Genomic DNA, 18,544 nt, shown 5'->3' with positions numbered 1-18,544 from the left:
CTAGAACCCCGGGATGAGACCGACCACGAGGTCGATCAGTTTGATGCCGATGAAGGGGACGATCACGCCGCCGAGCCCGTAGACGAGCAGGTTCCGGCCGAGGATCGACGACGCTGCGGCCGCGCGGTACTTGACGCCACGCAGGGACAGCGGGATGAGCGCCACGATGACGAGCGCGTTGAAGATGACCGCTGACAGGATCGCTGACGACGGACTGTGCAGCCCCATGACGTTGAGTGCTGCGAGCCCGGGGAACGCCGCCTGGAACATCGCCGGGATGATCGCGAAGTACTTCGCGACGTCGTTGGCGATGGAGAAGGTGGTCAGGGCGCCGCGCGTGATGAGCAACTGCTTGCCGATGCGGACGACGTCGATGAGCTTGGTCGGGTCGGAGTCGAGGTCGACCATGTTGCCCGCCTCCTTCGCCGCCGTCGTGCCGGTGTTCATCGCGACGCCGACGTCCGCCTGCGCCAGGGCCGGGGCGTCGTTGGTGCCGTCCCCGGTCATCGCGACGAGGTTGCCGCCCTCCTGCTCGCGCTTGATGTAGGCGAGCTTGTCCTCCGGGGTGGCCTCGGCCAGGAAGTCGTCGACGCCGGCCTCGTGCGCGATCGCGGCCGCGGTTCGGGGGTTGTCACCGGTGATCATCACCGTGCGGATGCCCATCGACCGGAGCTCGGCGAACCGTGACGCCATGCCGTCCTTGACGACGTCCTTCAGGTGCACGACGCCGAGCAGGGCGACCGCGCCGTCCGAGGAGCGGCGGCCGACGACCAGTGGGGTGCCGCCCTGGTCGGAGATCTCCGCGACGGTGGAGTCGATCGCGGCAACCAAACCGGCGTCGGGGGTGTCGGCCCAGGCCAGTACGGCCGCAGCGGCACCCTTCCGGATCTGCGACCCGTCCGGCAGGTCCAGGCCGGACATGCGCGTCTGCGCCGTGAACGGCACCTCGACGGCGCCGTCCGGCAGAGCCGGCGTGACCCCGGCCTCGGCAGCGAGCGACACGATCGAGCGGCCTTCGGGCGTCGAGTCCGCCGCGCTCGACAGGGCTGCTGCCGCCATCAGCGAGGCCTCGCTCACGCCCGGCACCGGCACCACGCGGGACGCCCGACGGTTGCCGTACGTGATCGTGCCGGTCTTGTCGAGCAGCAGGGTGGTGATGTCGCCGGCGGCCTCGACCGCGCGGCCCGACATCGCGAGCACGTTGTGCTGCACGAGCCGGTCCATGCCGGCGATGCCGATCGCGGAGAGCAGGGCCCCGATGGTGGTCGGGATCAGGCAGACGAGCAGTGCGATCAGGACGGGGACGCTGACCGTGGCACCGACGAGTCCCGCAATGGGCTGCATCGTCAGGCAGACGATCACGAAGACGATCGACAGCGAGGCGAGCAGGATGTTCAGCGCGATCTCGTTCGGCGTCTTCTGCCGGGCCGCACCCTCGACGAGGCGGATCATCCGGTCGATGAAGGTCTCACCCGGGGTCGAGGTGATGCGCACGATGATCCGGTCGGACAGCACGCGGGTGCCGCCGGTGACGGCACTGCGGTCGCCGCCGGACTCGCGGATGACGGGCGCGGACTCACCGGTGACGGCCGACTCGTCGACGGACGCGATGCCGTCGACGACGTCACCGTCACCCGGGATCACCTCGCCGGCGACGACGACCACCACGTCACCCTTGGCCAGGTCGACCGACGCGACCTCCTCGGTCTCGTTGGCGACGGCTGCGGCGTCGGCCGGGTCGTAGCCGAGCACCCGGCGGGCGCTCGTGGTCGAGCGGGTCTTCCGCAGCGTGTCGGCCTGGGCCTTGCCCCGGCCCTCGGCGACGGACTCCGCCAGGTTCGCGAAGACGACGGTGAGCCAGAGCCACACCGCGATGGCGATGGTGAAGGCGGACGGCTCGACGACGGCGGCCGCCGTCGTCAGGGCTGCGCCGACCTCGACGATGAACATGACGGGGTTCCGCCACATCAGTCGCGGATCGAGTTTCCGCAGGGCTCCCGGGAGGCCCGCCACCAGTTGACGGGGTCCGAATGCGGACGAGCGGGTGGCCGGCTCCACTGCGGTGCGCGGTTCCGGCTCGGTGGTCACGGTCATGACAGTCCTTCTGCGAGCGGGCCCAGTGCGAGCACCGGGAAGTAGGTGAGTGCGGTGACGATGACGGCGACGCCGCCGAGCAGCCCGATGAACAGCGGGCGGTGGGTGGGCAGCGTGCCGGCGGTCTCGGGTACCCGGTCCTGGGCGGCGAGGGACCCGGCGAGCGCCAGGACGAACACCATCGGCACGAAGCGCCCCAGCAGCATCACGACGCCGAGCGCGGAGTTCATCCACGTGGTGTTCGCGGTGAGCCCGCCGAAGGCCGAGCCGTTGTTGTTCGCACCCGAGGTGAAGGCGTAGAGCAGCTCGGAGAGCCCGTGGTTGCCGGGGTTGAAGATCGACGTGCCGAGTACCTGCTCCCGGACACCGGGGATCACGAGCGAGAGTCCGGTCGCGAGGAGCACGAGGGTCGGCGTCACCAGGATGTACAGCGCCGCGAAGGTCATCTCCTTCGCGCGGATCTTCTTGCCGAGGTACTCCGGCGTCCGGCCGACGAGCAGGCCGCCGATGAACACCGTGATGACGGCCAGCACGAGCATGCCGTACAGGCCGGAGCCGACACCGCCCGGGGTGACCTCGCCGAGCATCATGTTGAGCATCGCCATCATCCCGCCGATCGGGGTGAAGCTGTCGAACATGCCGTTCACCGCACCGGTCGAGGTCGCGGTCGACGTCGTGCCGAACAGGGTGGTGCCGAGGATCCCGAACCGGGTCTCCTTGCCCTCCATCGCGGCGCCGGCTGCGTGTGTGGCGAGCCCCCCACCGCTGAGCTCGGCGATCGACATCACCGACAGGGACACGAGGAAGATCGCGCCCATCACGGCGAGGATCGCGTAGCCCTGGCGGTCGTCGCCGACCATCCGGCCGAAGGTGCGCGGCAGCGAGAACGGGATGACGAGCATCAGGAAGACCTCGACCAGGTTCGTCCACGCCTGCGGGTTCTCGAACGGGTGCGCCGAGTTGGCGTTGAAGTAGCCACCGCCGTTCGTGCCGAGTTCCTTGATCGCCTCCTGCGACGCCACGAACCCGTCCGGCAGGTGCTGCATGCCACCGACCAGCGTGGTGACGTCGGCGCCGCTCCCCCACGACTGGATGACACCGCCGGCGACGAGCACGATCGCGAAGACGAACGCACCGGGCAGCAGCAGCCGACCGACGCCGCGGACCACGTCGACCCACACGTTGCCGAGCGTGCCGGACTTGCGGCGGGCGAACCCGCGCACCAGTGCCACGGCGACCGAGAGGCCGACGGCTGCGGACAGGAAGTTCTGCACCGCGAGGCCGGCCATCTGCACGCTGTACCCGACGGTGACCTCGGGCGAGTACGACTGCCAGTTCGTGTTCGCGACGAACGACGCCGCGGTGTTGAACGCGAGCGACGGGCCGACGGCAGGGAGCCCGAGGTCGCCGGGCAGCACGACCTGGATGCGCTGCAGCAGGTAGACGAGCAGGAGGCCGACGACGCTGAAGAGCAGCACGCCGCGCAGGTACACGGGCCACGACTGCTCGGCGTCCGGGTCGACCCCGATCAGCCGGTAGACCCCCCGCTCGACCCGGTTGTGCCGGACAGGCGTGAAGACCTTCGCCATCCAGTCGCCGAGCGGCCGGTAGGCGACGACGAGCAGCAGGACGAGCGTGGCGACCTGGACGATCCCCGCCCAGACGTCCGCGGCGCCCGACGCGCCCACGGCGCCCACTAGAACCGCTCCGGACGCACGAGCGCCCAGACGAGGTACACGACTGCGGCGATGCCGAGGACGGCGGCCGCGATGGTGATGCCGATCACAGCCGTTCCACCCCCTTGGCGATCAGTGCCACCACGCCGAACACGGCGAGGACACCGGCGACGACGAACACGTCGAACACGAGGGACTCCAGAAGGTCTGTGGTACCCGCACCGGGCGGTGCGGAAGGCACCACGTGTGGTGCCTGGACCGATGCTGGGTCCTGCGCCGGGCCTCCTGGCCGCTCCTAACGGTTTCCTCACGCCGCCCTGGCGGACGCATGCGCCCCGCTAACGCGCGCTCACCGCCCGGAGCCGCGTGGCCAGCGCACCGACGGCGTCGCGGAGGTCCTCGGGACCCTCGACCACGAAGTCGACCGCGAACCCCGCGAACGCTCCGGCGAGCCCCGGCCAGGACCACGAGCCGAGCGTCACGCGGCTCCGCTCGTCGGACAGGGGTTCGACGACGGCGTCCTCGGGCAGGTAGGGCGTGATCGTCCGTGCGTCGGCGGCCGTCACGGTGACCGAGCCGACGCACGGCCACACGTCGGCCTGCGCCGATCCCTTGAAGCGCGCCGACACGAAGGCCACGGGGTCGCCACCGGGTACGGGCCGTGGGGTGAACGGCACCCGCGTACGCATCCGCGGGGTGATCCGGTCGATGCGATGGGTGCGCCAGTCGTCGCGGTCGAGATCCCAGTCGAGCAGGTACCAGCGGCCGTTCCGCGCGATCACGGCGTGCGCTTCCACCCGGTGCGGGGTCTCGTCCTCGCCGTAGCCGAAGCGGAACACCTCGCGCAGGTGGACGGCCTCGCTCACCGCGACGAGCACGCCCGGGTCGGTGCGGGTCCGACCGGACGTCGTGACCGCCTGCACCGCGTCGATGCGCGACCGAAGCCGCGCTGGCATGACCTGCCGGATCGTCGCGAGCGCCCGGGCGGCCGACTCGGCGATGTCCGCGCCCGAGGCGGGGGCGACGGTCAGGGCGAGTGCGATCGCCACGGCCTGGTCGTCGTCGAACAGCAGCGGCGGAAGGTCCGAGCCCGCTGCGAGCCGGTAGCCCCCGGCCGGCCCGCGGAGCGCCTCCACCCGGTACCCGAGCTCGCGGAGCCGGTCGACGTCGCGGCGGACCGTGCGGGGGCTGACCTCGAGGCGTCCGGCGAGCTCGTCGCCTGGCCAGTCACGGTGCACCTGCAACAGCGACAGCAGCGCGAGCATGCGCGAGGAGGGTCCGGCCATGTCGATCATTCTCGTAGGAGAAGCGGACACGATCTGACCGCATTGCCGGTCATCCTCGTTCCATGAGCATCGAAACGACACCCCACCTCAACTTCGACGGCAATGCCCGCGAGGCCCTCGACTTCTACGCATCGGTCTTCGGCGGCGAGGTCACCGCCGCCACCTACGGCCAGATGGGCGCCCTGGACGACCAGGCCTGGGCCGACCGCATCGTCTTCGGGCAGGTCTCCACCGACGCCGGGTTCCGGGTCATGGCCTTCGACGTCTGGCCCGGGCAGCCCTACGACCAGGGATCGAACGCGTTCTACGTGTTCGTGCACGGCGACGACACCGCCGAGATCGAGCGGTACTGGGCCGTGCTGTCCGACGGCGCCGAGATCCGGCAGCCCCTCGCTCCCTCGGCCTGGGCGCCACTCGCCGGGCAGCTCCGCGACCGGTTCGGCGTGGTCTGGCAGCTCGACGTCGCCCCGGCCGACCGCTACCTGTAGTTCCCCGTGGCCGCGGTCAGCGCGTCGGCGTCCACGTCGACACGGTGACCGCGGCCGTCACCGTCGCTGGGGCGAACGCCGCGTCCGGTGCGACGTGGTGGTGGCTCGGCCCCATGTGCACGACGTCGTGGACGTCCTCGGCGGAGAGGTCCATCGTCCAGGTCAGGTCCTCGGAGGACCGCAGGACGAACGACGGCGTGAGCGACTCGTGCAACCGGCGCTCCTTCTCCGGGTCGACGGAGATCGTCGCCTCGGCCAGCTCCGCCAGGTGGCCGGTGCGCGGGGTCACGACGACCAGCACGCCCTCGGGGTGCAGGACACGGGCGTACTCGGTCTGGTTGCGCGGTGCGAAGACGTCGAGGACGACGGCGGCAGCGTGGTCGACGACCGGGAGGCGCTCGGTCACGTCCCCGACGACGGCTCCGGCACGTTCGTGGACGCGGGCCGCGCGGCGGATCGCGATCGCCGACAGGTCCAACGCGACCCCGAGCCTCCCGTCCGCACCGTCCGGAACGTGCGCTGCGTCCAGCGCATGCGCCAGGTAGGTCCCCGGACCGGACCCGACGTCGAGCACGATGCCGGGGGCCGTCGCCTCGGCGACGGCGTCGGCGAGCGCCCGCTCGACAGGCGCGTAGTGGCCCCGTCCCAGGAACCGCAGCCGCGCGTCGACCATCTCCGGGGTGTCCGCGGTGAGCGCCCGACGCTTCGCCGGCAGGAGCGTCAGGTGGCCCTGCTTGGCCTCGTCGAACCGATGCCCGGTCGCACAGCCGACCTGGCCGCCGTCGACCCGACCGAGGGGCTCGGCGCACACGGGGCAGGCGAGCATCGGCAGCAGGTCGTCACGCACCGGCCCAGCGTACGGGGCCTCGCTAGCCTGGCCGGATGTCGCTGCAGCAGCTCTTCGGCCTCGACGGACGCACCGCCCTGGTGACGGGAGGCAGTTCCGGCATCGGACGCGCCATCGCCACCGCGCTCGCCGACGCGGGTGCGCACGTGCTCGTCGCTGCTCGGACACGGTCAACCATCGACGCGACGGTCGACGACGTCCGCGCCGCTGGAGGATCGGCCGACGGCATCGTCGCCGACCTGTCCTCGCGCGCCGGAGCACACGCACTCGCCGATGCGGCGGGCGACGTCGACGTCCTCGTGAACTCCGCGGGGATCAACCTCCGGCCGCCGATGGCCGACCTCGACGAGGACACCTGGGACGCCACGATGGCCGTGAACCTCGACGCACCCTTCGTGCTCGGCCAGCGGCTCGCGCCCGGCATGGCCGCGCGCGGCCACGGCCGGATCATCAGCATCAGCTCGCAGCAGGCGCACCGTCCGTTCGCCTCGAGTGGCGCGTACGGGGTCTCCAAGGCAGGCCTGGAGGCACTGGCCCGGTCCCAAGCGGAGGCCTGGTCCGCGCAGGGGGTCACCTCCAACGTCCTCATCCCCGGTTTCGTACGGACGCCGCTCAACGAGCGGCTCGGTTCCGACCCGGCCGCGGTGTCAGCCCTCGCGGCGCGGACGCTGGTCGGCCGGAACGGACTCGCTTCGGACTTCGCCGCCGCTGCCGTGTTCCTCGCCGGCCCTGGTTCGGCGTACGTCACGGGGCAGTCCATCGCGGTCGACGGCGGGTTCTCCGTCCACTGACCTCGAGGTGCGCCGACGACAGGGTGCTGCGCAGCAGTACGGTCAGGACATGGCAGTCATCGAGCAGGCAACGCTCCGCCCCTCCAAGGCCGAGGCGCTCGCCGCCTGGCTGCCCGACCAGGCGTGGAGCGGCGTCGTCGCGGGAGCGCCGCTGCAGGTCGTCGGGCAGTTCCGGTTCGACGACCCCGCCGGCGAGGTCGGCGTCGAAGTGCTGCTCGCCCGCACCGAGGACGGCCGGGTCCTGCAGGCGCCACTGACCTACCGGGATGCACCGCTGCCCGGCGCCGACGCGTTCCTGGTCACCGAGATGGACCACTCCGTGCTCGGGCGACGCTGGGTGTACGACGCCGTGGGCGATCCGGTCCACGCCGACGTCCTGCGCCGGGCGATCGTCACCGGCGGGCACGAAGCGGAGCTCGAACTGGCGAACGATGCCGGACGGCGGCCGAAGGACGCCTGGGCCCACGGCAGCGGCTCCGAACCCGACTCCCCCGATGTCACCTCGGTGCACGCGACCACGACGGGCGCGGTGACGTCGATCGCGACCGACCACGGCACGATCGTCATCGCTCGGGTCGTCGGCACCGCCCTGCCCGAGGGCGAGAAGCTGACCGGTACGTGGACGGACGACTCCGGAGTGCTCGCCGTCCTGCTGCCCGAACGCGCCTGAGGTACTGGCAGGGCCTGCCTGCACCGGGGACCGGCTGGCAGGATCGTGGGCGTGAAGACACTGGAGTTGCCACAGACGGACCTCACCGCATCCGACGTCGTCGTCGGCTTGATGCGGATCAACGACATGAGCGACGAGGACATCCGCGCGCTCTACAGCGCCTCGCGTGACGCGGGCGTGAACATGTTCGACCACGCCGCGGTGTACGGCGAGTGGCACGGCTGCGAGGAGCGGTTCGGTGCCGCCGTGACGCTGTCACCGTCGGAGCGTGCCGAGATCGTGCTGCAGACCAAGGTCGGCATCCGTCCGACCCCGAACGGCGCGTACTTCGACTTCTCGTACGAGCACATCCTCGAGTCGGTCGAGGAATCGCTCACCGCGCTGCAGACCGAGTACATCGACATCCTGCTCCTGCACCGCCCCGACGCCTTGGTGGAGCCGGAAGAGGTCGCAAAGGCCTTCGACGAGCTGCACGCCGCCGGCAAGGTGCACCACTTCGGGGTCTCGAACCACACCCCCGGTCAGGTCGACCTGCTCAAGAAGCACGTCCAGCAGCCGCTCGCCTTCAACCAGGTGCAGCTGAGCATCACGCACGCCAACGTCATCTCGCAGGGCCTCACGGCGAACATGGGTGGCCTCGACCAGTCGATCTCCCGCGACAACGACATCCTCAACTACTCGCGGATCAACGACATCACGCTGCAGGCCTGGTCGCCGTTCCAGAAGGGGTTCTTCGACGGCGTCTTCCTCGGCGACCGAGAGCAGTACGCCGACCTCAACGACGTCCTCGAGGAGATCGCCGCCGCGCACGGGGTCACCCCGACCGGCATCGCCGTCGCCTGGATCACCCGGCACCCCGCGCACTTCCAGGTCGTCCTCGGCACGACGAACCCGCAGCGCGTGCGCGACTCGGCGGCCGGCTCGGACGTCGAGCTGTCGCGCGAGGAGTGGTACCGGATCTTCACCGCTGCGGGGCACACCGTTCCGTGAGTCCGTCGGGCAGGGTGGAGTCGTGCTCCACGACCTCACCCTGCCCGTCCGCCTGTCCGCCCGCGCCGGTTCGGTGGTGGTGCGGAACGCGGCCGACGGCGACCTCGACGCCCTGATGGCGCTGTTGTCCGACGACCCGATCAGTGCCGCCCGCGGGGACGTCGCCGCCCCGGAAGACCGCCCGCAGTACGACGCGGCCCTTCGATCGATCACCGACGACCCGGCGAACGCGCTGCTCGTCGCCGAGGACGAGGCCGGTCGGCTCGTCGGCACGCTGCAGCTCACCCGGATCCCGGGCATGGCTCGCCGGGGTTCGACGCGGCTGCTCGTCGAGGCCGTCCGCGTGAGCAGTGCGCTCCGCTCGGGCGGCATCGGCAGCGCGCTGATGCGCTGGGTGACCGACGTCGCAGCGCCGGACCTCGGGACCCCGCTCGTGCAGCTCACCTCGGACGCCGCCCGGACGGATGCGCACCGGTTCTACGAGCGCCTCGGGTTCACCGGATCGCACGTCGGCTTCAAGTACCGCGTCCCTGGCGTCGGCGCAGACCGGCAAGCGTGAACCGCGCGTCTCCCTAGCGGCGGCGAGGCGGCCCGACCCACTGAAACATCAGTGGCAGACTCGTCCCATGCCGGAGCCCGCCAGTTCTCTCGGTGGCCGGTCCACCGACTCGAGTCGATGACGTCGCTCTTCGTCGACGAATCGAAGACGAAGGGCTACCTCATGGTCGCCGTCGTCGTTGCCCCAGGTGAGCAGACGACGCTCCGCCGCAAGATACGAGCCCTCGTACTGCCCGGTCAGCGACGACTCCACTTCACCAGCGAGAGCGATTCTCGACGGCGTCACGTCCTGTCGACCCTGGACCAGATCGGAGTGCGCGCACACCTCGTCCGTTCCGACCTGAAGCACGAGCCGAGCGACCGTGCAGCGTGCCTGCGTGAGCTCGTTGCGCTCGCGGCGAGCGCCGGACACGAGCGGATCGTACTCGAGCGAGACGTGTCGATCGAGCGCGCTGACAAGAAGGTCCTCTACGACGCCGTTCATGCACACGGGGTGCGGGATGCGCTCACGTACGCGCACGAGACCGCGCACCACGAGCCGCTTCTGTGGGCGGCCGACGCGATCGCTTGGAGCCAGGCCAAGGGTGGCGATTGGCGCCGGCGCGCCCAACCCATGATCGTGTCTGCAGCAATCAGACCGTAGAAAGCGCAAAGCTCGGCTCACCGACCGTCCGGAAGGCTGCCGAGCTCACTTCGCGCCGCTACTGCAACGCGCCCTCCGATGGTACAACGATCGGCCCGGCGGCCGATACCCCAGGATTTCAGTCGGCGGAGGCCGGGGCCCCCGAGGACGGGACGCGCACGTCGACCGGGGACACCGCGGCGGGGTCGGCGGAGGCGCCACCGACGACGTCGAAGGAGATCCCGAGCATCGCCGGGTCCTCGTCGAGCTCCAGCCCGTCCTCGCGGACCTGGTCCTCCGGGATTGCACGGCCACCAGACGGGTCCCACGAGTTCGCGATCGACATGCCGACGAGCATGCCGGGCGACCTTGAGTGCCGCCTCTGAACCGCCGCAGAAGACCCGATCAGCGGTCGAGATCAGGCACCGTCCGCCGCGATCAGCTCGAGCTGCGTCAGAGCGACGTCGGTACCCGCCGTGAACACGAACGACGAGCCGCCGCCGATGATCCGGAACACCCGGGTCTGCCCGGGCCAGGTGAACTCGGCGCCGTCGACGGCCGTGACGGTCTCACCGAGGGACACCTGCCACGAGTACGACCCCGGAGTCGCCACCGTCACCGTGTACAGCGACGCGGCGGGGCAGTCCACGTCGAACGAGACCGACTCCCCCGTGGCGACCGCCGTGAGGGTCCGCCCGGTGTCGTCGGTGAGCGGCGACATCCCGACGGGCAGCAGGTCGACCGGGGCGTCCCGGTAGCCGTGGACCTCGGAGGCCGACACCGGCCGGGTGTCCGATGCCCAGCCCTGCGGTTCGGACGACAGCGTGAAGACGATGCGCGACGCCGACACCACCACGTGGTGCGGGATGCTGACGGACGTCCAGGGCGAGCCGTCGACCGTCACCGACGCCACGTAGGCACCTGCGGAACCGTCGGCGACCTCGATGACGGTGGGCGTTCCTCCCGGCTGCTGCAGCACCGTCCTGCGGACCGACGGCGGCACGAGCACGTAGGTGCCCGTGGACGGCGCCAGCGGGTACAGGCCGATCGTCGCGAAGACGTACCAGGCGCTCATCTCGCCGTTGTCCTCGTCGCCGGGGTAGCCCTGGCCGAGGTCGGAACCGACGAACAGCCGCTCGAGCGACTCCCGGACGATTCGGTGCGCGTCGTCGTGCCGACCGGTGAACATCGGGAAGAACGGGATGTGGTGCGCCGGCTGGTTGGACAGGCCGAGCATGCCCATCCGGACGTCGCGGGCCTCGGTCATCTCGTGGATGGGGAAGCCGTACGCGCCGGAGCGGACGGTCGCGCCGGTCTCAGGCGTCGCGAAGAAGGCGTCGATCGTGGCGTCGAACCGCGCCGGGCCGCCGTGCAGGTCCACGATGCCGGCACCGTCGTGGGGTGCGGTGAAGGCCGTGCCCCACGCGTTCGTCTCGGTGTAGTCGTCGCCCCAGTCGCGCGGGTCGAACTCGGTGCCGACCCGCCACGAGCCGTCGGGGTCGCGGCCGATGAAGAAGCCCCGCTCGGAGTCGAACACGTGCCGGTACTGCAGGGATCGCCGGGCGAACCACTCCGCCTCGGCCTCGTACCGGGACAGGTCGGCGGGCGTGCCCGCCCGCGACGCGAGCAGCCCCGCCATCACCGCGAGTCCCCAGTCGTTGATGGCGGCGTCGAGGGTCCAGGACATCCCTTCGGACGTCGCGGTGTCGACGTGGCCGCGGAAGGCGCCCGGGAGGCTCCCCTTCCGTCCGACGCGCTCGTCGCGCGGCGGGACGGTCGCGTTCCGCACTGCGCTCCGGTACGCCTCGGCGAGGTCGAACCCGGTGACGCCCTTCGCCGCGAGGTCGGCGAAGACGGTGTCGCTCGTGGTGCCCGTCATGCAGTCCTCGGCGCCGGGGGCGCTCCAGCGCGGGGTCCACCCGCCGTCGTGGTGGTGCTCGACGAAGCCCTGCGCGAGCTCGCCGGCGGTCTCCGGGGTGAGGAGTCCGAGGAGCGGCCAGGCGGTGCGGTAGGTGTCCCAGAACCCGTTCGTGGTGGTGAACGGCCCCTCGACGACCTCCGGCCCGGGCTCGTCACGGATCGGGTCGGCGAGGACGGCTCCGTACGGGGAACGGTGGTGCGGCGACCCGGTCAGGGCGGCCTCGCCGGCACGGTTCGGGTAGAGGAACAGCCGGTACAGGCCGGAGTACAGGCTCACCAGCTGGTCCGGGGTGGCTCCGTCGAACGACAGGGTCGCGAGCTTCTCCGTCCAGAGCGCCTCGGCGCGGGTGCACATGGCGTCGAAGGAGCCGGCGTCGTCGAGGTTCGCGCGGGCGTCCTCGATCGAGACGGTCGAGATGCCGAGCAGGACGTCGACCGCTCCGTCGCCGTCGACGGCCAGCCAGCCACGCAGCTCGTGCTCGCCGATGCTGGTGTGGTCCGCGGTCACGTGCGGGATCCGGACGTGCACGTGGTGCGGCGGGGTGCCGGGGCGGTCGTCGAGCAGGGCCTCGACCACGGCGGTGCCGTCGGTGACGGTCACGGAGACGTCGGAGACCCACCCGTGGTGGTCGAGCACGATGCTGCGGGTACCGGTGAACCGGAAGCCGAGGGCGAACTCCCCCGCGGTCATCTCAGCCGTCACACCCTGGTCGAGGGCGACCCGGTACCGGTGCGGACCGTCGAGTTCGTCGTCGTGGTCGAAGCCGAGCGCGCGGGCGGCTCGGTCGACGTCGGGGGTGTCGAGCGGCGACGGCATGACCTGGAACACGCCGCGGTCCCCCATCCACGGCGACGGGATGTGGCTCGTCGCGAAGGCCTGGATCGCCGGGCGGACCCGCCCGTCGGCGTCGGTGCGCGCGTGCTCCTGGTACGCGTACGGCCAGCGGTTGCTCGACGCGTCGGTCATCGGCAGGCCGAAGACCCCGCCGTGCGGGATGCCGACGAGCGGCGCGTTGTTGCCGCGGGAGAACCGTGACGAAGCCTGCGTGCCGCGGGTCGTGCGGACGTGGTCGAGCGGCGTGACCGGTGCCGGGCGTGCCGGGGCGATCCGGACGTCGTCGAGCCAGCCGCGCAGGGCTGGACGCTCCCCGTCGGCGTCCGACGGCTGCGTGTCGGAGCCGAGCCGAGCCTCCAGTCGGTCGACGACCAGCCCCGCGAACGGCGTGAGGTCCACCGCACGACGGTTCCACTGGTCGACCCACTGCTTGCGGGCTGCGTCCTGCGCCTCGGGCGTGAGCGCGTCGCCGTACTGGTCGCGGGCGTGTCCGCCGTGCGCGGCCGCGTGCTCGCTCAGTCGCGTGCCATCGGTGAAGACGACGTCCACGGTGAAGGCCGTGGCGTCCCAGAAGTGCGGCAGGTCCGCCTCGGTGGGCTCGGCGGCGCCCTGCGGGAGCGTGCGTTCGGGGAACCAGACCCACGACAGTTCGTCGCCGGGTGCGACCACCCGGCCACCGGCCCCGGGGACGAGCGCCACGACGGCGCCGTCACCCGCGGGTCGTTCGACCAGCCACCCCTCCGATGATCCGAAGCCGACACCGTTCCGCGCCGCGACGGCCGTCGTCGGCCCACCGCTCCGTTGCAGTTCTCGCACGGGTCCAGCGTATTTGGTCCAGCGTCTGGACGAAAACGCTCGGCGTGTCAGCCCTTGTTCTGCCCGGGCGCGTTCTCCGAGTTGCCCGGACCGGCGTCCGCTGACGTGTCGGTCGACGTGTCGGTCGTCGTGTCGGCTGCGCCGTCAGCCGGGTCGGCGCCGTCCTGCGGCTCCTGCACCGGGTTCGAGACCGGCGCGCTCGGCTCCGGACCGACGGACGGCTCCTGGCTGGGCTCAGCGGGCTCGCTCGGCTGTTCAGCGGGCTCGGACGGCTGCTCGGCCGGCTCGGAGGGCTGCTGCTCAGCCGGCTCGCTCGGCTGCTGCTGCTCCTGGCTCGGCTGCTGTTCCTCGCTCGGCTGCTGCTCCTCGCTGGGCTGCTGCTCCGTCGGCGCGGTCGAGTTCGTGTCCGTCGGAGCCGGTGTGCCGTCGTCGTCACCGTTCAACGCGAACACCGCGACGCCGATGCCGACCAGCACCAGGACGACCACGACGATCGCCGTGATGATCGGTCCCTTGCGCCGCTTCTCGCGCTTCGCCGGGTCGTCACCGGAGCCCGGACGGACGGGTGGGGCCGCGGGTGGCACGCCGCCACCGCCGGTCGGACCGCCGGTGCCGCGCTGGGCACCGAGGACGGTGGTCGACACATCGTCCGCGGCGTTCGGCTGCTGGGCGTCCATGACGCGGGTCGCGTCGTCCGCGCCCGGCTGTCCACCCGGACGGGAGGCACCACTCGCCGGCATCACGCGGGTCGCGTCGTCCGCGTGCGCGGCCATCGGAGCCGTGGCTGCGGCGGCGGCACCGGCCGCGGCTGCTCCGGCTGCCGCGCCGGCACCGGCTGCCGTCAACGTGCCGGGACCACCGGGCAAGAGCTGCGTGGCGGGCCCGGGCTCGTCGCGGCCCAGGGCGCGGAGTCGTTCGGCTGCCTCCGCCGCGCTCGGGCGCTCGGACGGGTCCTGCGCGGTCATCACGTGCAGGAGCGTGCGCCAGGCCGTCGGCAGGTGCTGGTCGATCTCCGGGCTGCGGGTGAGTCGCGCGGTCGCGGACTCGATCGCGCTGCCCGGGAACGGTGTCCCGCCGGTCAAGCACTCGAGCAGCACCAGCCCGAGCGCGTAGACGTCGGCCTTGCCGGTGATCTCCTGCGCCAGGACCTGCTCCGGCGCGAGGTACGCGGCTGTTCCCATCACGGTGCCCGTCCCCGTCACGCGCGAGGCGTCACGGAGCAGGGCGATGCCGAAGTCGGCGAGCTTGACGTGGCTGCCGTCGCGCTCGAGCAGCACGTTGGCGGGCTTCACGTCGCGGTGGACGATGCCCTGGGCGTGCACGGCGCTCAGCCCGTCGGCCACCTGTGCGCCGACGCGGGCGGCGGTCGTGGGGTCGAGCGGTCCTTCGCGCAGCCGGGTGGCCAGGTCGCTGCCGGGCACGAGCTCCATGACGAGGTACGAGTCCCCGTCCTCGTCGTCGAGGGCGGCGTCGTACAGGGTGACGAGGGCCGGGCTGCGCAGTGTCGCGAGCGTCTGGATCTCCGACTCGGCGCGGGCGCGTTCACCGTGGTCGACCGGTCCGATGCGGAACACCTTGACGGCGACCTCGCGGCCGAGCTGCTCGTCGACCGCCCGGTACACGGACGCCATGCCACCGTGTCCGAGCGTGCCCGTGACGCGGTACCTGCCGCCGAAGACCCGTTCTTCCATGACGGGCAACCTACCGGTAGCGGCTGACGGGGCTCTGCCCTCGGGGTGGTGTGGCCGTCGAGTGAGCAGAAGACGTCGAGTGCGCGTGGCTGACCCGACGTCTTCTGCTCACTGAGCGGGGCGACCCGAGTCCGGGGTGGGCTCGGCACCGTGGCGGAGCGCCGTCAGGTACAGCCGGTGCGCCGTGATCACGAGCGCGAGCCAGGCGAGCCCGAGCGCCCACGCCGCCAGTACGTCGGTCAGCCAGTGGTGCCCGAGGAACACCCGCGAGGCCCCGACCGACAGCACGAACAGGGTCCCGACGACGATCGTCCACACCCGCGTGACGACCCGCGACTGTCGCAGGAGCAACAGGTACACGATCGTCCCCACGATCACCGTCGCGTTGAGGGTGTGGCCGGACGGGAACGACGGCGAGTGCTCGTACGGCGGTACCGCGTCGGAGAGCGGCGGACGCGCTCGACCGATGAGGTCCTTGCCCGCGATCGTCATGAGCAGCGAGCCGCCACTCGCCGCGACGAGCAGCACCAACGGGGTCCACGCCCGACGCTGGACGGTGAACCCGACGAGGAACCCGAGGGCGACGATGGGCATGCCGATCGTGCCCGCGATGTCGGTCCACCACGTGACCAGGCGATCCCCCACGGGCGACCGGAGGGTGAGTGCCCAGTCGAGCACCGGACGGTCGAGCACGGCGACGTCGTCGGCTTCGCGGACGGCGTCGTAGACCTCGGAGGCGAGCCAGGTCGCGACGACGGCGATGCCGATCCCGACGGCCAGCGTCAGCAGCAGGAGCGGCATCGCGCCGTACCGGTGGCCGAGCGTGGTCCACCCCTGCGCGGTCGCCCGGCCCGCGCGGGTGCGCCAGCGGGTGAGGTCGACCTCGCCGACGGTGCGGTCGGCGGAGTCCCCGCGTTCGGTGTCCATCCCTCCAGCCTGCCCGAAGCGCCCGGGAACCGCCGAGGCCGCGACTACTGCCTGCTCGCCCGGCGAGACCGCTGGAGGATGACCAGCCCCACGGTCACACCGACTGCGGTCATGAAGGGGGTCACGAACCACGCGATGACGATCGGGACGGCCCGCTCCGCCGGCGCCTCGACGTGGAGCATCAACGACAGGGCGACGATCGGCAACGCGATCGTGGCCACCCAGGAGACCACCACCAGCACCATGAGCAGTACGGCGGCACCCCGGTGGTCTGACCTTCGGTACGGAGTCGTTACGACACCATGCAACCAGGTACCGGTCAGTCCTTCGCCTCGGAGTACGCCCCCACCACCGCGACCGACAGCGGGAACGTCACCGGGAAGTCCTGGAACAACAGCCGACCGGCGTCGACCGCGGCTTCACGGATCTGCGTCGCCACCCACTCGGCGTGCTCCTCCGGCGCGTGCACCACGATCTCGTCGTGCACGAAGAACACCAGGTGCGGGCCGTCCGTCACGGCCCCGGGGAACCGCGCGGTGAGCCGGGAGCGCAACGACCCCATCCACGCGAGCGCCCACTCGGCCGCGGTCCCCTGCACCACGAAGTTCCGGGTGAACCGCCCCCAGCTCCGCGCCCGTGACTCGACGGCACGCTGCATCGCCGGGGTCCCCTCGACCGTGTAGGCCTGGTTCCTGGCCTCGAACCACGACGACTCCGGAACGGGTGACGTCCGACCGAGCAACGTCGTGACGGCTTCGCCCCGCTCCCCCGCGCGTGCGGCGCGTTCGACCAGGTCGAGCGCGCGCGGGAACGCCCGCACCAGGCGCGGGACGAGCCGACCACCCTCGCCCTGGGTGGCGCCGTACATCGCGCCCAGCATGGCCACCTTCGCCTGCTGCCGGGTCTCGACTGCGCCCGAGGCCACGACGCCGTCGTACAGGTCGCGTCCGTCGCCCGCGGAGGCCATCGCCCGGTCACCGGCCATCGCGGCGAGCACGCGCGGTTCCAGCTGCGCAGCGTCGGCCACGACGAGCTTCCAGCCCGGGTCGGCGATGACGGCCCCGCGGATGCCCTTCGGTAGCTGCATCGCTCCCCCGCCGTCGGCTGCCCAGCGCCCGGTGACGACGCCGCCGACCACGTACTTCGGGTGGAACCGGCCGTCGCGCACCCACTCGTCGAGCCACGTCCAACCGTTCGCCGTCAGGAGCCGCGCGAGTCGCTTGTACTCGAGCAGGGGCTCGATGACGGGGTGCTCGACCTCCTGCAGCTCCCACTTGCGGGTGCTCGTCACCATGAGCCCGGCGCGGCGCAGCGACCGCAGGACGTCGGCCGGTGAGTCCGGGTTGAGCGTCGGGTCGTCGAGGCGCTCGCGCACGACGGCGGCGATCTCCTCGAGCCGGCGCGGCCGCACGCCGTACGGGACGCGCGGCCCGAGCGTCTCCTCGAGCAGTCGCTCGTGCACGTCGGCACGCCACGGCAGCCCCGCGTGCAGCATCTCCGCCGCGACGAGGGCTCCGGCGGACTCCGCCGTCGTCAGCAGGCGGAGGGCACCGGGCGACGTCGACCCCGCGACCGCCGCGAGCTGTGCCCGGAACTCGGCGACCGGGTCGACGTCGTCGTCCGGCACCGAAGCGGTGAACAGGGCGTCGTCGAAGAGCTGGGCCTGCGTCGGCCGGACGACCCGGGCCTCCGCCACCGGAGCGTCGAGCGCGTCCGCCGGTGCCGCCGCGAGTGCGGAGCCACGCGCGGCCAGCGCTGCGCGCAGGATCCGTCGGCACAACCGCAGGTCGACGCAGCGCCCCACGCGTCCGCCGGCGGCGAGCACGGCCGGGTACCAGCGCGCGGTGTCGTCCCACACCCAGCGCACGCTCGGTGCGTCGTGCACCGCGACGAAGGCCGGGAGGCCCGACTCGTCCACGCGCATCGGCTCACCGTCAGCGGTCCCCGAGTCGGTCAGGGGCGTCGCGAGGACGCCGCCGTCGACGCGACGGAGGACGAGGTGCACGGAACGATCATGCCGTGCCCCACCGTCACCGGCTGACGCCGACGATCAGGAGTCGAGTTCGACGATCTCGGCGGCCGGCGCGTTGGCCTGCACCGAGGCGATGCCGCTCTTCGCGCTCGCCTTGGTCGTGTACCCCTCGGACGTTGCGATGACCTCGCCGTTGCCCGCCTTCAGGTGGAAGCGGTACTCACCCTTGGCGTCGGTCCAGATCTCGAACTTGCCGGCCATGTCGACTCCTCGCGTCGATGCGATGGTGCACGGTGTCCGCGGAACGCGGATCACCTCGCACGCTACCGGTCGACGATCCCGAGCGGAAGAGCCGATCCGG

At 71.7% G+C, this 18,544-nt stretch carries 19 protein-coding genes; 6 read left to right on the top strand and 13 right to left on the bottom strand.

The annotated features are described in order from the left end of the window. The 5 genes from kdpB to EDF23_RS05365 all read right to left on the bottom strand — a co-directional run bounded on the left by kdpB (nt 1) and on the right by EDF23_RS05365 (nt 5,056). Nucleotides 1-2,094 (bottom strand): potassium-transporting ATPase subunit KdpB, encoded by a 2,094-nt coding sequence (kdpB, locus tag EDF23_RS05380; RefSeq protein WP_131920972.1) that lies wholly within the window; start codon nt 2,092-2,094, stop codon nt 1-3. Next, a complete protein-coding gene (gene kdpA, locus EDF23_RS05375; RefSeq protein ID WP_131920970.1) occupies nt 2,091-3,782 on the bottom strand; it encodes a potassium-transporting ATPase subunit KdpA in 1,692 nt (563 codons plus the stop codon). Before kdpA ends, kdpB begins: the two co-directional genes overlap by 4 nt. Nucleotides 3,783-3,790: 8 nt before the next feature. Continuing rightward, on the bottom strand, nt 3,791-3,880 hold the full coding sequence (locus EDF23_RS05370) for a potassium-transporting ATPase subunit F (protein WP_017887940.1): 90 nt from the start codon (nt 3,878-3,880) through the stop codon (nt 3,791-3,793). After that, a complete protein-coding gene (locus tag EDF23_RS19130; RefSeq protein WP_165901015.1) occupies nt 3,877-4,014 on the bottom strand; it encodes a hypothetical protein in 138 nt (45 codons plus the stop codon). The genes EDF23_RS05370 and EDF23_RS19130 overlap by 4 nt, the downstream gene beginning before the upstream one ends. A 94-nt stretch (nt 4,015-4,108) precedes the next feature. After that, on the bottom strand, nt 4,109-5,056 hold the full coding sequence (locus EDF23_RS05365; protein WP_131920968.1) for a WYL domain-containing protein: 948 nt from the start codon (nt 5,054-5,056) through the stop codon (nt 4,109-4,111). A gap of 62 nt (nt 5,057-5,118) precedes the next feature. On the opposite strand from EDF23_RS05365, the gene EDF23_RS05360 reads away from it, so the two are divergent. Then, a complete protein-coding gene (locus tag EDF23_RS05360) occupies nt 5,119-5,544 on the top strand; it encodes a VOC family protein (RefSeq protein ID WP_123937016.1) in 426 nt (141 codons plus the stop codon). A gap of 16 nt (nt 5,545-5,560) precedes the next feature. Here the strand turns inward: EDF23_RS05360 and EDF23_RS05355 are convergent, their stop codons facing one another. Beyond that, the gene (locus EDF23_RS05355) at nt 5,561-6,391 is read right to left on the bottom strand and encodes a putative RNA methyltransferase (RefSeq protein ID WP_131920966.1); all 831 of its coding nucleotides are present in this window, start codon (nt 6,389-6,391) and stop codon (nt 5,561-5,563) included. Nucleotides 6,392-6,426: 35 nt separating this feature from the next. Between EDF23_RS05355 and EDF23_RS05350 the strand changes: the two genes are divergently transcribed. The 5 genes from EDF23_RS05350 to EDF23_RS05330 all read left to right on the top strand — a co-directional run bounded on the left by EDF23_RS05350 (nt 6,427) and on the right by EDF23_RS05330 (nt 10,043). Beyond that, nucleotides 6,427-7,182, top strand: a complete 756-nt coding sequence (locus EDF23_RS05350) for an SDR family oxidoreductase (protein WP_123937018.1) — start codon at nt 6,427-6,429, stop codon at nt 7,180-7,182. A gap of 49 nt (nt 7,183-7,231) precedes the next feature. Beyond that, entirely contained in the window at nt 7,232-7,852 is a 621-nt protein-coding gene (locus EDF23_RS05345; protein ID WP_131920964.1) for a hypothetical protein, read from the top strand. A 51-nt stretch (nt 7,853-7,903) separates the two neighbouring features. Then, nucleotides 7,904-8,842 (top strand): aldo/keto reductase, encoded by a 939-nt coding sequence (locus tag EDF23_RS05340; RefSeq protein ID WP_131920962.1) that lies wholly within the window; start codon nt 7,904-7,906, stop codon nt 8,840-8,842. Nucleotides 8,843-8,864: 22 nt separating this feature from the next. Then, the gene (locus EDF23_RS05335) at nt 8,865-9,401 is read left to right on the top strand and encodes a GNAT family N-acetyltransferase (RefSeq protein ID WP_131920961.1); all 537 of its coding nucleotides are present in this window, start codon (nt 8,865-8,867) and stop codon (nt 9,399-9,401) included. Between the two features lie 162 nt (nt 9,402-9,563). Continuing rightward, nucleotides 9,564-10,043 (top strand): hypothetical protein, encoded by a 480-nt coding sequence (locus EDF23_RS05330; RefSeq protein WP_131920959.1) that lies wholly within the window; start codon nt 9,564-9,566, stop codon nt 10,041-10,043. Nucleotides 10,044-10,161: 118 nt separating this feature from the next. Here the strand turns inward: EDF23_RS05330 and EDF23_RS05325 are convergent, their stop codons facing one another. From EDF23_RS05325 to EDF23_RS05295, 7 genes are all read right to left on the bottom strand, one after another. Next, nucleotides 10,162-10,368, bottom strand: a complete 207-nt coding sequence (locus EDF23_RS05325) for a hypothetical protein (RefSeq protein ID WP_159571926.1) — start codon at nt 10,366-10,368, stop codon at nt 10,162-10,164. Between the two features lie 72 nt (nt 10,369-10,440). Then, the gene (locus EDF23_RS05320) at nt 10,441-13,593 is read right to left on the bottom strand and encodes a GH92 family glycosyl hydrolase (RefSeq protein ID WP_243648817.1); all 3,153 of its coding nucleotides are present in this window, start codon (nt 13,591-13,593) and stop codon (nt 10,441-10,443) included. A gap of 47 nt (nt 13,594-13,640) precedes the next feature. Next, nucleotides 13,641-15,284 carry a serine/threonine-protein kinase gene (locus EDF23_RS05315; protein ID WP_131920956.1) on the bottom strand — a complete coding sequence of 548 codons (1,644 nt, stop codon included), beginning with the start codon at nt 15,282-15,284 and terminating at the stop codon, nt 13,641-13,643. Between the two features lie 108 nt (nt 15,285-15,392). After that, nucleotides 15,393-16,211 (bottom strand): phosphatase PAP2 family protein, encoded by an 819-nt coding sequence (locus tag EDF23_RS05310; RefSeq protein WP_131920954.1) that lies wholly within the window; start codon nt 16,209-16,211, stop codon nt 15,393-15,395. A gap of 44 nt (nt 16,212-16,255) precedes the next feature. Then, complete coding sequence (locus tag EDF23_RS05305) at nt 16,256-16,444, bottom strand: hypothetical protein (RefSeq protein ID WP_131920952.1); 189 nt, start codon at nt 16,442-16,444, stop codon at nt 16,256-16,258. Between the two features lie 86 nt (nt 16,445-16,530). Further along, nucleotides 16,531-18,216, bottom strand: a complete 1,686-nt coding sequence (locus tag EDF23_RS05300) for a bifunctional 3'-5' exonuclease/DNA polymerase (RefSeq protein WP_131920950.1) — start codon at nt 18,214-18,216, stop codon at nt 16,531-16,533. A gap of 45 nt (nt 18,217-18,261) precedes the next feature. Continuing rightward, nucleotides 18,262-18,444 carry a YegP family protein gene (locus tag EDF23_RS05295; RefSeq protein WP_123937030.1) on the bottom strand — a complete coding sequence of 61 codons (183 nt, stop codon included), beginning with the start codon at nt 18,442-18,444 and terminating at the stop codon, nt 18,262-18,264. Nucleotides 18,445-18,544: the final 100 nt, after the last annotated feature.

The organism is Curtobacterium sp. PhB128 (assembly GCF_004340725.1).
In the GTDB taxonomy this organism is placed as follows: Bacteria; Actinomycetota; Actinomycetes; order Actinomycetales; family Microbacteriaceae; genus Curtobacterium.
This window is presented reverse-complemented; position numbering and strand designations above follow the sequence as displayed.